Origin of the sequence: Methylophilus flavus, assembly GCF_042678905.1 — a bacterium.
GTDB classification, from domain to species: domain Bacteria; phylum Pseudomonadota; class Gammaproteobacteria; order Burkholderiales; family Methylophilaceae; genus Methylophilus; species Methylophilus flavus.
In genome coordinates this window covers 1,843,711-1,859,160 of the sequence record NZ_JBHTLN010000001.1, presented here as the reverse complement: position 1 = coordinate 1,859,160, position 15,450 = coordinate 1,843,711, and the positions used below count along the sequence as shown (strand labels likewise).

At 49.9% G+C, this 15,450-nt stretch carries 14 protein-coding genes; 9 read left to right on the top strand and 5 right to left on the bottom strand.

All coding sequences use genetic code 11. The features are described 5' to 3' along the window. The 4 genes from recQ to ACFQ2T_RS09060 all read left to right on the top strand — a co-directional run bounded on the left by recQ (position 1) and on the right by ACFQ2T_RS09060 (position 3,688). Positions 1-1,827: a DNA helicase RecQ gene (recQ, locus tag ACFQ2T_RS09075; protein WP_379033387.1), complete on the top strand. Its 1,827-nt coding sequence runs from the start codon at positions 1-3 to the stop codon at positions 1,825-1,827. An 89-nt stretch (positions 1,828-1,916) separates the two neighbouring features. Further along, positions 1,917-2,165, top strand: coding sequence for an AbrB/MazE/SpoVT family DNA-binding domain-containing protein (locus tag ACFQ2T_RS09070; protein WP_379033384.1), 249 nt, complete (start codon positions 1,917-1,919; stop codon positions 2,163-2,165). A gap of 2 nt (positions 2,166-2,167) precedes the next feature. Beyond that, entirely contained in the window at positions 2,168-2,587 is a 420-nt protein-coding gene (locus ACFQ2T_RS09065) for a type II toxin-antitoxin system VapC family toxin (RefSeq protein WP_379033381.1), read from the top strand. Between the two features lie 117 nt (positions 2,588-2,704). Continuing rightward, positions 2,705-3,688: a YiiX/YebB-like N1pC/P60 family cysteine hydrolase gene (locus ACFQ2T_RS09060; protein WP_379033378.1), complete on the top strand. Its 984-nt coding sequence runs from the start codon at positions 2,705-2,707 to the stop codon at positions 3,686-3,688. Here the strand turns inward: ACFQ2T_RS09060 and ACFQ2T_RS09055 are convergent. Then, the gene (locus ACFQ2T_RS09055; RefSeq protein WP_379033375.1) at positions 3,685-4,326 is read right to left on the bottom strand and encodes an arylesterase; all 642 of its coding nucleotides are present in this window, start codon (positions 4,324-4,326) and stop codon (positions 3,685-3,687) included. The two genes, ACFQ2T_RS09060 and ACFQ2T_RS09055, sit on opposite strands and share 4 nt — an antisense overlap. A gap of 2 nt (positions 4,327-4,328) precedes the next feature. Between ACFQ2T_RS09055 and ACFQ2T_RS09050 the strand changes: the two genes are divergently transcribed. After that, positions 4,329-5,036: an ABC transporter ATP-binding protein gene (locus ACFQ2T_RS09050; protein WP_379033372.1), complete on the top strand. Its 708-nt coding sequence runs from the start codon at positions 4,329-4,331 to the stop codon at positions 5,034-5,036. Beyond that, positions 5,036-7,552: an ABC transporter permease gene (locus tag ACFQ2T_RS09045; RefSeq protein WP_379033369.1), complete on the top strand. Its 2,517-nt coding sequence runs from the start codon at positions 5,036-5,038 to the stop codon at positions 7,550-7,552. Before ACFQ2T_RS09050 ends, ACFQ2T_RS09045 begins: the two co-directional genes overlap by 1 nt. A 99-nt stretch (positions 7,553-7,651) precedes the next feature. On the opposite strand, the gene ACFQ2T_RS09040 is transcribed toward ACFQ2T_RS09045, so the two are convergent. After that, positions 7,652-8,248 (bottom strand): PEP-CTERM sorting domain-containing protein, encoded by a 597-nt coding sequence (locus ACFQ2T_RS09040; protein ID WP_379033366.1) that lies wholly within the window; start codon positions 8,246-8,248, stop codon positions 7,652-7,654. Positions 8,249-8,429: 181 nt separating this feature from the next. Between ACFQ2T_RS09040 and hemW the strand changes: the two genes are divergently transcribed. Continuing rightward, complete coding sequence (gene hemW, locus ACFQ2T_RS09035) at positions 8,430-9,641, top strand: radical SAM family heme chaperone HemW (protein WP_379033363.1); 1,212 nt, start codon at positions 8,430-8,432, stop codon at positions 9,639-9,641. Positions 9,642-10,434: 793 nt separating this feature from the next. Here hemW and ACFQ2T_RS09030 read toward each other — a convergent pair. Beyond that, positions 10,435-11,145 (bottom strand): hypothetical protein, encoded by a 711-nt coding sequence (locus ACFQ2T_RS09030; protein ID WP_379033360.1) that lies wholly within the window; start codon positions 11,143-11,145, stop codon positions 10,435-10,437. Beyond that, positions 11,145-12,563 (bottom strand): argininosuccinate lyase, encoded by a 1,419-nt coding sequence (gene argH / locus ACFQ2T_RS09025; protein ID WP_379033357.1) that lies wholly within the window; start codon positions 12,561-12,563, stop codon positions 11,145-11,147. The genes ACFQ2T_RS09030 and argH overlap by 1 nt, the downstream gene beginning before the upstream one ends. A 279-nt stretch (positions 12,564-12,842) precedes the next feature. Here argH and ACFQ2T_RS09020 point away from each other — a divergent pair, with 279 nt between their 5' ends. Continuing rightward, on the top strand, positions 12,843-13,862 hold the full coding sequence (locus ACFQ2T_RS09020; RefSeq protein ID WP_379033946.1) for a sensor histidine kinase: 1,020 nt from the start codon (positions 12,843-12,845) through the stop codon (positions 13,860-13,862). Beyond that, a complete protein-coding gene (locus ACFQ2T_RS09015) occupies positions 13,855-14,613 on the top strand; it encodes a LytR/AlgR family response regulator transcription factor (RefSeq protein WP_379033354.1) in 759 nt (252 codons plus the stop codon). Before ACFQ2T_RS09020 ends, ACFQ2T_RS09015 begins: the two co-directional genes overlap by 8 nt. Positions 14,614-14,633: 20 nt before the next feature. On the opposite strand, the gene ACFQ2T_RS09010 is transcribed toward ACFQ2T_RS09015, so the two are convergent. Further along, positions 14,634-15,308, bottom strand: a complete 675-nt coding sequence (locus tag ACFQ2T_RS09010) for a mechanosensitive ion channel family protein (protein WP_379033352.1) — start codon at positions 15,306-15,308, stop codon at positions 14,634-14,636. Between the last annotated feature and the right edge of the window lie 142 nt (positions 15,309-15,450).

Here is a 15,450-nt window from a genome sequence, read left to right as displayed (position 1 = left end):
ATGGCAAACCCCTCACCGCAACAAATCCTCCACGACGTTTTCGGTTACAACCAGTTCCGCCACCAGCAACAAGCCATCGTTGAACATGTAATTGGCGGGCAGGATGCGCTGGTGCTCATGCCTACCGGCGGTGGTAAATCGCTGTGTTACCAAATACCTGCCTTGGCCCGAGATGGCCTGGCGATTGTCGTCTCACCCTTGATCGCCCTCATGCAAGACCAGGTCGAAGCGCTGCAACAACTGGGCGTCAACGCTGCTTTTTTAAATTCCAGTTTAAGCGCTGAAGACAATGCCCGTATTACCCGCGAGGTGGTCAGCGGTGAAATCAAATTACTTTACGTCGCGCCCGAGCGCCTGATGGTTGGCAGCTTTTTAAGCCTGCTTGATGAAGTGCAGCAGCACATGGGCCTCGCCCTGTTTGCGATTGACGAAGCGCATTGCGTCTCGCAATGGGGCCATGATTTCCGGCCAGAATACCGGCAGCTCACTGTGCTGCACAACCGCTTCCCCGATGTGCCGCGTATCGCGCTGACCGCGACGGCAGATGCACCGACGCGTGCCGAAATCATCAGCCAGCTCAACCTCGAAAACGCCCGCCAGTTTGTCTCCAGTTTTGACCGGCCGAATATCCGCTACCACGTCGGTATCAAAAGTAATGCCCGCCAGCAATTGCAGGCATTCCTGGAGCGTGAACACGCTAATGACGCTGGCATCATTTATTGTTTATCGCGTAAGAAAGTTGAAGAAACCGCCGCCTGGCTGGTTGAAAAAGGCTGGTCGGCACTGCCTTATCATGCCGGGTTGCCCGCGCAATTACGCGAACATCACCAGCGACGCTTCCTGCGTGAAGAAGGCATTATCATGGTGGCGACCATCGCGTTCGGCATGGGCATCGATAAACCCAACGTCCGCTTCGTCGCGCATCTGGACCTGCCCAAAAGCATGGAAGGCTATTACCAGGAAACCGGTCGCGCCGGCCGTGATGGCCTGCAAGCTAACGCCTGGATGGTCTATGGCATGGGCGATGTCGTCTCCATGCGGCAAATGCTCGATAGTGGCGAAGCCTCCGAAGAACGCAAACGGCTGGAACGCCAAAAGCTGGACGCCTTGCTAGGCTACTGTGAATCCACTGGCTGCCGTCATCAGAGCATATTGCGCTACTTCGGTGAAAGTCACCCCGGTGCCTGCGACCAATGCGATAACTGCCTGCACCCGGTAGAAACCTGGCAAGCCACCCAGGTCGCACAAATGGCACTCTCCTGCGTATTCCGTACCGGGCAAAGATTCGGCGTCGGCCATTTAATCGACGTACTCACCGGCAAAGTCACACCGCAAGTCGAGCGCTTTAATCACGATAAAGTCAGCACCTTCGGCATAGGCAAAACCCTCAATCAAAACCAGTGGAGCGGTGTCTATCGCCAACTGATTGCAGCAGGATTACTGGAAGCAGATATGGCTGCCTACGGCGGCTTAAAACTTACGGAAGCTGCGCGGCCAGTATTAAAAGGCGAGCAAGATGTCTGGCTACGTCGCGACCCCGAACCCGAAAAACGCATGAGCAAAGCCGAACGCAGCGCCCGCGCCAAAGAGGCTTTTGAAGGCGCCAACGATGACCCGCTCTGGCAAGCACTCAAAGCCAAAAGGCTGGAGCTGGCAAGAGAGCAGGGCGTGCCGCCATATGTGATTTTTCACGATAGTACTTTGTTGGAAATCCATAACCGCAAACCGCAGACACTGGATGAAATGGGCCAGATCAGTGGCATAGGGCAGGCGAAATTGCAGAAATATGGGGATGAGTTTTTGCATGTACTGGAAGAAATGATTTAAGGATTTTTTAGACGTTCTAAATCAAAACTTGACACCTGAGAGTGATAGTTATAATGTAGATACATGGATAAACATTATTGAGAGCTATCATGGAATTACAAATTGCTAAATGGGGCAATAGCCTCGCAGTCCGCTTACCTTCCAGTATCGCCAAACAAATGCAAATCCAGGATGGTGATAGTGTAGAAGTCAGCTTAAACCCTCAAGGCGAATTGGTGCTTGCCCCCAAAAAGCCTTTTGATAAAGCCGAGTTTATGCAGAATTTACTAGCCCTACAAAAAACGTTGCCAGAGACAAGTTCAGTCATCGACATGACGCGTAATCAAGAGCGTTACTAGCCATGTGTTATGTAGATACCAGCGTCATCGTTGCCATGCTCACGCACGAGCCAAAGTCTTTAGCTTGTATTGATTGGTTTAAAAATCAAAAGCAGCCACCGCAAAGCAGTGATTGGTTAATCACAGAATTTAATAGTGCTATTTCCCTTAAGCTTCGAACAGGGCAATTACAAGCACAGCAGGTTTCTTCTATTTTGCAAACATTTGAAATGCTGATCAACGGCGGTATTAAGCTTTTACCAATCAGTAGAGAAGGGTATAGCCAAGCCGGTGCATTGATTCGTAGTAATACTAACTTGCGTGCTGGCGATGCTTTGCATTTAAGTGTCGCAATTTCTGCAGATATAAAAGAGTTTGTAACCTTGGATAGTAATCAGGCGAGGGCTGCTAAGCAAATGAGCTTTATTTGTAGGGAAATATGATTTTTCAAGAGTTGAATTTCCCTGCTTCTTAGACCTCTGTATAGACTAAAAAGTGGGGGAGCAGTTTTGCTGCCGTATATTTTTAAAGCTAACCAAGGATAGGCTTAAATTAACATAATGTTTATTCTCGATATGCTTAAACTTTTGCCTGGGGATGTGGTGCTAACTAGCGAAATGAGTCTCCAGAGTAAAATGGTTCGGAAAGTCACGAGTAGTTCTTTTTCCCACGCCCTTCTTTATATTGGTGCTAGCGTTTACATTCATTCTGACTCTTCAGGGGTTCATTCTGGAAATTTACAACGATTACTATTTGCTAAGCAATCACAAGCGCAGGTATTCAGGCTAAGGGATAGACAAGAAGCAAAAATGGCTGGCATATGCCTATTTGCAAGAACTGAAATTGGTAAACAATATTCGGTCCCAGAAGCGATACGCTCAAAAATGAAAAGAAATAGTAGTTCTGAAGCAAATTCTAACCGACAGTTTTGCTCTAGATTAGTAGCACAAGCTTATGCAGAAGCAGGAGTAAATATAGTTACTAATCCTGATTATTGCTATCCGCAAGATATTGCTAACTCCCCATTTATGATGAAAGTTAGAGATTGTGAGCAAACTTTATCTGATGAAGAAATCGAGATGGTTAAATCTCCCAGCGCAACTGATACTCAAACAAAAGTGATAAACAATCTCTTAACGAGTATAAGAATATTAACCAATACTGATATTCAAACTTTGGATCAACTGACGAGATATCTATATCAAAATCCAGAATGTGATCATGCAATATCGAGGATATTACAAAGTTCAGGTTATCTTTCTTTATGGAAGATTGATATTAAGGATTGTCCCTGGAATTATGATTCCGTCAAATTTCTTGCGAAAGATGGTTCACGATCAAGTAAATTAGAGTATGCAGGTTTGCTCAAAGAAGGAGCAATGAATTCGTTAGAGATATTTATTTTCATGCATTCTCAGCACACGCAACTATGGCAGGAAAAACAACTTCATTATTTTGTACTTACAAGAGCTTTGTATAAAAAATTAATTGAACTGGCTACAATTAGAATTGCTACGGCTGAATATATTCTTTCCCATGCCTAATTTATTCTTTCTCTAACTAGCGGCTTCAAAGTCGGCCAAACATTCTCCAATATCTTGCGCTGTGCATTCACATTCGGATGCAGACCATCTTCCAGCACCAGATCACTATGCCCGCTAATGCCATCCAAAAAGAACGGTATAAATGGCGTTTTATATTTCTCCGATAAATCCAGGTAAACCGCTTTAAAGCCATTGGTATATTTCGGGCCATAATTCGGTGGAATAAACATGCCTAATAAAACCAGCTGCGCATTGGCTTGCTGGCTGGCTTGAATCATTTTTTCCAGATTGTTTTTCATCGCATCAAGCGGCAAGGCGCGCAGGCCGTCATTTGCGCCTAGTTCTATCACGACAATGCTTGGTTTAAACTGCTTGAGTGCCGCAGGTAATCTGCTGAGTCCACCCGCCGTTGTTTCACCACTAACACTGGCGTTGGCAACTTCGTAGGGCAATTGGTTGTCTTTCACTCGTTGTGCCAGCAGACTGACCCAACCTTGTGCCTGGGGAATTCTGTAGGCGGCGGATAAGCTATCCCCAAATACCAGTATCGTTTGTTTGGATGCGGCCTCTGCCATGACTAAGTTGGTGAATAATAAACCAGGTAACACGACTAATATCTTTAGAAATCGGAACATCATTAATGCAAAGCCCTTATGCTGTTGAAGCGCTGTCTTTAAGTAAATCTGTTGTGAGCAATGATACAACAATCCCCATTCTGACAAATTTGAATCTTGCCGTACCCAAGGGTGAGAGGCTGGCGATCATTGGGAGTTCCGGCTCGGGTAAATCTACTTTGCTGGGCTTGCTGGCGGGGCTGGATATAGCGAGTAGTGGCAAAGTGCTGATCGCCGGGATAGATATCGGGCAGATGGATGAAGATGGCCGTGCTGCGGTGCGTGCCGAGCATATGGGCTTTGTGTTTCAATCATTCCAGCTGCTGGGCTCCTTGACCGCACTGGAAAATGTGATGCTGCCTTTGCAGCTGGCGGGCCGCCGCGATGCGCAAGCGATTGCGATAGAGGCGCTGGAAAGCGTAGGCCTGGCAGCACGTGGCACACATTACCCAAAACAGTTGTCAGGCGGCGAGCAACAGCGGGTAGCGATTGCCCGGGCATTTGCGGCCAAGCCTTCTATTTTATTTGCCGATGAGCCGACTGGTAACCTGGATGTCGCAACCGGCGAGGCTATCATTAAATTATTATTTGATTTGAATGCACAGAGCGGTACGACGCTGGTGCTGGTCACGCATGATATGAACCTGGCAAGGCGTTGTCAGCGGGTGTTGAATTTGCAGAATGGCTTGCTCAGTGAGATCACCATTCCCGACACGCATGCGGGAGCACATTAATGCTGGCGTTCTCGATTGCCTGGCGCCAGTTTAGCAGCCTGTGGTCTTCTGGTGAAATCCGTGTATTGCTGTTTGCGCTGATATTGGCAGTGACGGCGACCACCTCAGTCAGTTTTTTTACTGAGCGTATCAAGTACAGCATGCAAACCCAGGGCAATGTGCTGCTGGGCGCTGATCTGGTGGTGAACTCGGACCATGCACTCCCGCCAGCTTATCTAGTGGAAGCGCAGCGGCGCCAGTACCAGACCACACAGGCGCTGGAATTTTCTAGCATGGTGCTGAAAGACGAGAGCAGTGAGCTGGCCGAGATCAAGGCGGTGGAAGCTGGTTTTCCATTACGTGGTCATTTGACCATCAGCAAACAGTCAACGACCTCGGCGAAAGCTGAACCAATTTCAGCAGATATTCCTGTTCCCGGCACGGTATGGATGGAGCCGCGACTGGCGCAAAAACTCGCATTGAAGATAGGCGATGAGGTCAGCGTTGGTGAAAGCCAGTTTACCCTCGCGGCATTTGTATTGCAGGAGCCATCGCGTGGCGGTGATATGTTCAGTATTGCGCCGCGCCTGTTTATGAACAGTGCCGATGTGCCTGCCACTAATCTGGTTCAATTCGGCAGCCGGGTGAAATACCAGTTGCTGGTCGCAACCAATTTGGATGGCGCAACAGCTAACCAGGCCATGGAAGATTATGCCGAATGGCTGAAACCACAGTTAGCCCGAGGTGAGCGCGTAGATGATATCCGCAGCGCCCGCCCGGAAATGCGCAATGCGCTGAACAAGGCGCAACAATTCCTCGGCATTGCTTCTATGGTCGGCGTGATCCTGGCGATGGTGGCGATGTTGCTGGCGAGTATTCCCTACGTGCAAAAGAGCCTGGATGCGTACGCACTGATGCGCTGTTTTGGCGCGACCAAAAAACTGATTACGCAGATTCTGCTGTACCAGACCTTGCTGCTGGCGTTGGTCGGCAGTGTGATCGGCTGTGTACTGGGGTTTGCCGCGCAATACGGTTTAGCCATCCTGGCTGGTCGCCTGTTTGTAGAAACGTTGCCAGCACCCGGCTGGATGCCGGTTTTTCTAGGGTTGGCTACCGGGTTTGCCACTTTGCTGACCGTGGTGTGGCCGCAACTGATGCGCTTGCGCGCAGTACCGGCACTACGCATTTTGCGCCAGGACCTGGAAGGCAATGTGCGTATGAATGTCATTGTATTTATCCCTGCATTCCTGGTGCTGGCAGGGCTGGTGTTCTGGCATGCAGGTGATATCAAACTGGCCGGAATTGTATTCGCTGCGCTACTGGCATTGGTCGTGGTAGCAGGTTTGCTGGCATTGGCCGGGCTCAGGATTGTTAAATCGTTCTCTGTGCAAAACTTTGGTGTGATCAAACTGGGGTTAATGGGCTTAAGGCGCCGCCCCATCCTGACCATCGCCCAGGTAGTTGGCTTAAGCATGGGCCTGATGGCGATATTGCTGCTGGCGTTTGTGCGTAATGACCTGCTGAAAAACTGGCAAAGCTCGTTACCGGCAGATGCGCCTAACCGCTTTGTCATCAATATCCAGGCAGACCAGGTTCCGGGTATTAATCAGGTGCTCAATGCAAATGCCATTCAGCATGCCGATATTTTCCCCATGGTCCGCGCCCGTTTGCAGGCGGTGAATGGCAAACCTCTGAATATTGAGGATTACAAAGATGACCGCGCCAAGCGCCTGGCAGAACGGGAATTCAATTTATCGTGGGCAGCGCAGATGCAGGCCGATAACGAGCTGGTGGCCGGGCAATGGTGGAACGCTGAAGATGCAGGCAAACCATTGCTGTCGCTAGAGCAAGGGCTGGCTGAAACGCTCAATTTAAAGCTGGGCGATAAGTTATCTTATGATGTTGCAGGCAGCCAACTTGAACTGACCATCACCAGCTTGCGCAAGGTGGAGTGGAACAGCATGCACGTTAACTTTTTTGCGGTAACGCCGCCGAAAGTGCTTAATGACTATGCTGCCAATTACCTTACCAGCTTCCACCTGCCGGCAGGCAAGGAAGAAGCGCTGAACCAGCTGGTCAGAAAATTCCCTAATCTGACCATCATCAATGTGGCAGCGGTGATGGAGCAGATTCAAAGCCTGATCAGCAAAATGAGCTATGCGATTGAATTTGTATTTGGCTTCAGTCTCTTAGCGGGTCTCGCAGTTTTATATGCGGCACTCATGGCGACCCGCGAGGAACGGGTGCGTGAAAGTACACTGATGCGGGTGCTAGGCGCTTCAAGAAAACAGGTGGTACTGGCCATGCTGGTGGAGTTTTTATGCATAGGCATACTGGCTAGCGTTGTCGCCAATATTTTTACCAATATTGCGGCCTATTACCTGGCGACGCTTGTGCTGGAGATGGAATACCAGTTCAACGTCTGGTTAAGTGTTCAGGCCTTGCTGGCGGCGATTGTGCTGGTGCCGTTCTCGGCCTGGCTGGTGGCGCGTAACCAGTTTAACCAGCCGCCGAGGGCCTTGTTGCAAAGCGTTTAAGCACTGTAGATTATTACTGTTAATTCATACCAAGATTTTCAGTTAATTAAACAAACGGCAAAATGTAGGTTTTGCCGTATGTAATACTTGATATGGATATTAAGAAAGCAGACTTTTTTTCCTTCTGGCAAATAGTCCAAAACAAGTTAATCCTGCCAAAAATAAAGCATAGGTTTCAGGCTCAGGAACGGTGGTAGCAACGAATTGGGCTGACGTATAGCCTAGCGATATATCGAAGGCATTATTATCATTGCCTGTCGTTGATGAGTTAAGTGTTGCAGTCCATTTGTAAGTGTCAAATAATCCGTTGAAATTAATCAAGACATAAGGTCCCATATGTACGGATTGAGTGCTTTCGTTGACACTGGAACCAGAACCTACCAGCGCTCCCTGATTATAAAAGCTCCAGGAGTAATCTGAATAACGTGTACCGCCGCTGATCGGTGAGTCAAGTAGCCCAAGAATCGCCCAAATGTTGTCACCAATACTGGCAGAGAAAGCATTCCCGGAAGAAGCGGTTAGAGTGAATGTTACGGTATCACCGATATTGATGTTGGAACCAAAGTCGCCTGATACTCCTTGAAAATGAGATGAGTCTGATGCTTCGTAATTGAAACTATAACTTGCTGCATATGTACTTGAGGTCATCAAGAATGCAACAAGTGCTGCAGATAGCACGGTAAACCTTTTTTTCATTATTTTCTCCCTTTAGTGTTGTATAACCCTACTGCTGATTTCTTCATTCTTAGCAGAGTAAGTAAGTTAATTCATTTTAACAATTTCCGTCAATAGTCATGTATCTCTAGATTTAACTGTTTGGAGAACACGGCATGATTTTCAACCATTCATTCTTTGGCTTTACGAGTAAAATGCGCGCATGATCCCGATTTACCCTGCCAACAGTTTAAGTGAGGCGCCCCTGCAAGGCGACGTCACATTGAGCGGCCTCACCAATCCGCCGCCACTCTCGCTGTACATCCATATTCCGTGGTGCGTGCGCAAATGCCCATACTGCGACTTCAACTCCCACGAAGCACGGCAGGAAATCCCCGAAGCCGCGTATGTCGATGCGCTGATCGCCGACCTTGAACAGGCCACGCCGCTGGTATGGGGCCGCAAAATCCGCAGCGTGTTTTTTGGGGGCGGCACGCCCAGTATTTTCTCTGCCGACTCTATAGATAAGATATTGAGCCATGTGCGTATGCTTACACCGCTGGAGTATGGCGCGGAAGTGACTCTGGAAGCCAACCCAGGCACAGTGGATATCGCTAACTTCAAGGGTTACCGTGATGCTGGTGTGAATCGCGTTTCTTTAGGCATACAGAGTTTCCAGCCGCAATATCTGAAAGCCCTGGGCCGTATCCATGACCGCGAACAGGCGCTGGCTGCGGCTGAACTGGCGTTGAATACCTTTGATAAAGTGAACCTGGATGTGATGTATGCGTTGCCAGAGCAGAGCCTGGAGGATGCATTGCAAGATGCTGAAACCGCCTGCCAGATCAAACCCGCACATCTGTCGTTCTATCACCTGACGCTGGAGCCTAACACGCCGTTTCACCGCACGCCACCCAGTTTGCCGGACGACGATACCAGCGCCACCATGCAGGAGGAGATCGAGAAGATACTTGCCGCAAATGGTTACCAGCACTACGAAACGTCAGGCTTTGCGCAGCCGGGACAGCAGTGCCAGCACAATTTGAATTACTGGACGTTTGGCGATTATCTGGGCATTGGTGCAGGCGCGCATTCCAAGCTGAGTTTTCACGACAAGATTATTCGCCAGAGCCGGCATAAGCATCCGAAGAGATATCTGGAATCTGTGGCGACGGGACAGATGGTGGATAGTGAATGGCAGATAGGGCGTGAGGATTTGGCGTTTGAGTTTATGATGAATGCGTTGCGGTTGGTGGATGGTGTGGAAGCGGGATTGTTCCAGCAACGGACGGGATTACCGCTAAGGGTGATTCAGGCGCAGATGGAAGAGGCGCAGCGTAAGGGTTTGCTGGAGCAGGTTGGGGGAGTGATTAAACCGACGTTGTTGGGGCAGCGGTTTTTGAATACGTTGTTGGAGATGTTTTTGCCGGAATAGGAATATTCTTCACGGTCATTCCGGCGACGGCCGGAATCCAGGCAAAATTCATGCGTAGCTTGGTTGCAATAGAAAACAAATGTCGCATTTTCTTGAGAATCTTAATAGATATTTCTTCGGGTACTCATCATTCTTTTTCGCCCCTAGGCGAGTAACTTTTCTTTGCTTGCCCAAAGAATAAGTAACCAAAAGAAAGGGCACCCTAGCTTCCGCTTGTTCCCTGCGTTGCTCGTCACCGTGGGCGTCCAACGAAACTCGCCCTGACAAGCCACACAGAACGTGGCTTGTTGCGGAACTCGAACAGACGCTGGCCGAAGACTCCCACGCTGACTGTGCTACTCGGCTCGTCAGATAGGGGCCCATGAAAGGCACACGCTTTCAATTTGAGTGTAATTCTTTGCATTGCATCACGCTCAAACGCGGCAAAACTACCTAAAGAATTAGACTTACTGGAATTTGAATTTTGTCTTCGAAGCTCAAAACCCATTTAGCGCCCTTTAACCTCACATGCCTAATCCATGTTTCATCGTGATGGGTTTAAACGGGTCCCCTATCTGACGCGCCGAGTAGCGCAGTCAAAACAAGGTGAAGGGAGCGTTTGTTTGAGTCCCGCAGCAGCTCACGATGTGTGTGAGCTGCCAGGTCGAGTTTCGCGACCGCTTATTTTGACGAGCAACGCAGGAAACAAGCGGAAGCTAGGGTGCCCTTTACTTTGGTGACTTTGCTTTGGGCAAGCAAAGGAAAGACACTCGCCTAGAGGCGAAATAGAATCCATCAAAGTTCGATGAATGCATCAACCAACAGAGTGGCCTTTTCTCTGCAATCCCCAAACCACCCCCAATACCAGCAACAATAACCCACTACTAATAATCATCACCAAATGCGGTTGTTTAGATAAACTCTTCACCGACATATGCCCTAGAGCCTTAATATTAGACTGAAAGTTATCCCGCACCTGAGCAGTAAATCCCGACATCGAAGATTTTGCATTATTCAGTTTCATCCATGTCGGTACTTGAATTGAAGGCCAACTAAGCTTCGGAAATATGCTCCCCGATTGCTCCCACTGTCGCATCTGCAAACTCATCACCAACCCTGTCGGCGTAGCAAACATCTGCGGGTCCGCTTCATCCGCTTTTTTAATGCGGTGCGTTACAGTATGCAAGGCTTGCGCATTCGGCACTGCAATCAACTGCGCAGAATCAACACGCTGATCCGCCGTCAGCAGAATGCCACGACCACGGCTAAAGGTCAGTGATTGCTGCACAAAGCGCTGCTGCAACACCGGGCTTTGCGGATATAGTTTGGCGGCCAGGCTGTTGACACTTTCGCCCGGTAATAACGGCCATAACATGGATTGTTCGTGCTTGGGGTTGGCAATGCCGAACGCGGCATGCGCTGGTTGATGACGCAGACCAGTCATCAAAGCGAGGCAAAGGATTAATCCTGCCATCATCAGCCAATGTGATCTGCGATTCCACTGGAGATGAGGCAGGCGTGTCATCAGCGCCCTAACTGTTCCCTGGCTTGCGCGATGGCGCGGCGGACTTGCTCGGGGGCGGTGCCGCCGGTGTGGTTACGGCTGGCGACTGAGCCTTCTAGCGTGAGGACTTCAAATACATCATCACCAATAGTTGCGCTGAATGCCTGTAACTCAGTCAGGCTGAACTCTGCGAGGTCACGGCCTGTTTCTACGCCTGCTTTAACAGCATGGGCGACTACTTCATGGGCATCACGGAAAGGCATGCCTTTTTTCACCAGGTAATCGGCCAGGTCGGTGGCTGTAGCAAAGCCTTCCAGTGCGGCCTGACGCATGTTGTCGGCTTTAACGGTGATGCCGCGCAGCATGTCGGCGTAAATCTGCAAAGTCACCAGCAGGGTGTCGGCCACGTCAAACAGCGGTTCTTTATCTTCCTGATTGTCCTTGTTATAGGCCAGTGGCTGGCCTTTCATCAGGGTCAGCAGGCCAACCAGATGCCCATAGACACGGCCGGTTTTGCCACGCACGAGTTCCGGCACATCCGGGTTTTTCTTTTGCGGCATGATGGAAGAGCCGGTACAGAAGCGGTCGGCAATATCGATAAAACCGAATCTTGGGCTCATCCATAAAATCAGTTCTTCGGAGAAGCGTGACAGGTGCATCATCAGCAGCGAGGCCGCCGCATTAAATTCAATGGCGAAATCACGGTCTGATACTGCGTCCAGCGAGTTCTGGCAGACGCTATCAAAGCCCAGTAATTCGGCGACCAGTTCACGGTTGATCGGGTAGCTGGTACCGGCCAAGGCAGCAGCACCTAACGGCAGGCGGTTGATACGCTTGCGGGCATCGGCAAAGCGTTCGGTATCGCGGTTCAGCATTTCAAAATAGGCCATCAGGTGATGACCGAAAGTGACCGGTTGCGCCACTTGCAGATGGGTGAAGCCTGGCATGATGGTGGCCGAATTTTGTTCTGCCAGATCCAGCAGTGAAGTTTGCAAGTCACGGATACCGGCAATGGTGTCATTGACGACGCTGCGTAACCATAAGCGCACATCGGTGGCGACCTGGTCATTACGCGAACGGCCGGTATGCAGGCGTTTGCCGGCATCGCCGATTTTCTCGGTCAGGCGTCTTTCGATGTTCAGGTGCACATCTTCCAGGTCCAGCAACCATTCAAACTGGCCTGCTTCAATCTCGGCCAGGATTTCGCCGAGGCCGCGTTTGATATCTTCCACATCCTGCGCAGAAATAATGTTTTGTGCGCCCAGCATGGTGGCATGCGCGATCGAACCCTGGATATCAAATGCAGCCAGGCGTTTGTCAAAGTCAACCGAAGCGGTGTAGCGTTTCACCAGCTCGGCCACCGGCTCATTGAAACGGCCGGACCAGGCCTGGTCTTTTTGATGCAGCGAAGATTGTGGTGTGGATTGCGAAGTTGTCAAAGCAAAAATTCTTTCTGCCAGAAATTGGGCGTCTAGCGCATGCTTGCGCCACTGGCGCTTAATACTTATGATGCTGGCACGACATTATAAATGAAACGCGCGATTAAGTGATTGAGCGAGACAAAGTGCGAGGCGAACGGAGCGCATTAACCCTAGTATGCGTCTTGCAGCACGCTTGCGAGGCTGTGTTTGGAAAAACTGGCGCAGCTTACAGTAAGCTTTACGGTCAACTCGTGAGTGCATATGCTCGCTCCGAGTTTCATGGACGGAAATCCTATCGTGCGTAAAACCAGCCGTATCCCGAATTTCCGTAATCTGGGCATACATTTACGTGTGCTACTGTTGCACGCCGGTCTGCTGGGATTATTAACGGTCTATGATGCCCAGCCGGGTTGGAGCGTTGGGCTCTGGGCCGGTGACCTGGTGCAATTGGCGGGGCAATGGTTACCGCCACTGCTGTTGACCATGGGCGGCTTGACCCTGCTTTATCCTGTCATCCTCAGATTGCCTTATATTGCAGGTCTGGCTGCTATAACGACATTAACGTTAGTGCTCACTTCTTTGTCAGCCTATGCATATCAAGTTTGGATTTCGCCACTAGCGACGACACAATACACACAAATCCTGCTGCTTTGCCTGGGGGATATCGCTTTAAGCCTGTATTACCTGGATTTATTGCAGAGGGCTTACTCCCCGGCGATTGCCGAAGCTCGCTTGCAGGCATTGCAGGCACGCATCCGCCCGCACTTTTTATTTAATAGCCTGAACGCAGTATTGTCATTGATACGTAGCCAGCCGCAACGTGCCGAGACTGCGCTGGAAGATATGGCGGAGCTTTTCCGCGTGCTGATGGCGGATAACCGTGCGCTGGTACCGCTGACGCAGGAGATTGCGTTATGCCAGCAGTACCTGAGCATAGAGAAGTTGCGCCTGGACGAACGCCTGCAGTGCGAATGGCATATGGCGGAGATATCCGCCGGTATGATGATTCCGCCGCTGATTTTGCAGCCGCTGGTCGAAAATGCCGTCTATCACGGCATCGAACCGTTGGCAGAGGGCGGCAAAATCGTGATTAATTTGCACACAAATGCGCAAGAATTATTACTGCGCATAAGCAATCCGTTGTCGTCACGTCCGGATAAGTCCGGCGGTAATAAAATGGCGCTGAAAAATATCCGCGAGCGTTTGCGTTTGCATTACGACCTGGAAGCGCGGCTCAAGCAATATGAAGCGCAAGGCCAGTATGTCGTAGAAATCACCATTCCTACCCGTCCGCTATCCGAGATATCGCATGGCTAACCAGCAATTGTTGATCGTGGATGACGAGCCGCTGGCACGGCAGCGCTTGCGCGACCTGGTCAGTGATATTGGTGGTTACACCATTACTGGTGAAGCGGCGAATGGCGTGGAGGCGATGGCGGTATTGCAAAATCAGCCAGTCGATATCGCGCTGGTGGATATCCGCATGCCGGTGATGGATGGCATCGAACTGGCGCAGCATATACGCAAACTTTCCAATCCACCCAACCTGATTTTTACCACCGCTTATGATCATTATGCCTTGCAGGCGTTTGACCTGAATGCCATTGATTACCTGCTGAAACCTATCCGTGCGGAAAGATTGTCGATCGCATTAGCCAAGGCACGTCCCTTGCAAACCAAGCAGTCGCAGGCATTGCAAGCATTGCAGGAAACGCCACAGCATTTGAGCATACATGAACGTGGCAAAGTGTTGCTGATTCCCGTAGATGAGGTGCTGTATTTGCGTGCCGAGCTTAAATATGTGACGGTGCGCACGCTGGAAAAAAGTTATTTACTAGAGGCATCACTGAATCAGCTCGAGCATACTTTCGCAGACCGATTTGTGCGCGTGCACCGCAATGCACTGGTCGCAAAAAATGCCATTGCCGGTTATGCAAAGCAGCGTGTGCAACAAAACGAGCAAGCGGGTGAAGCAGCGGGGGAATTAAGCTGGGTAGTACTGATTAAAGGGATTGCCGAGACGCTGGTAGTCAGCCGTCGCCATCAGCATATGATCAGGGCCGTCTAAACGGCCCTGAGTGTGGTCAATTACATTTTCTTTTTCTGGTCAGCCTGCTCTATCACTTTGGCTGCCCAGTCTTTCCCGCCCAGGCCAAACGCAATCGCCAGTGCCAGAAACACCGCGCCAAAAACAATGATAAACAAGGCGTGTATCAGCTGCATGCCTATGCCCAACTGTTCCAGGCCAATAAAAATCGCCAGGATCTGGATGCAATATTCAGCTGAAGTACTGATGATCAGTGCCTGTTCAAACTTGATGCTGTGCAACCAGGCAAATACCAGGCGGTTGATAAAGCGGGCAAATAGCGTACCGAAAATCACCACCAGGATGGCAACAATGATATGTGGCAAGTAGCTCGCCAGTTCACGCAGTAACATCGCAACTTCTGTCATGCCTAAAGAATTGGCACAAGTAATCACAAACAGCAAAATCACCAGCCAGTACACAACCTGACTGATAATGCCGCTGAGCGTGACATTGAAGTTGGCACTGCGCATAAAAGATTCGAGGCCGGAGCGCTTGGCAAAAGCGTCAAACTGGGTGATTTCCAGCAGGCGTTTCACGCCGATACGTACCAGTTTAGCGACCAGCCAGCCGAAAAACAGGATGACAATCACTGCGAGCAATTTTGGGACAAAGTTGACTAGCTCAATCCAGAATTGATTGAGTGAAGAAAGAAAGATATCGATTTGATACTGCATGGCAGCCCTCCGTTTTTATCGTTAATACTTTAATTTTAGGTAAACATGAAATAAATGAGCGAGCGGAATAAAGTGCAAGGCGCACGGAATGCAGAAATCAAGACAGTACATTAAGTACAGCTTGATTTCGCGTACCGCGCAA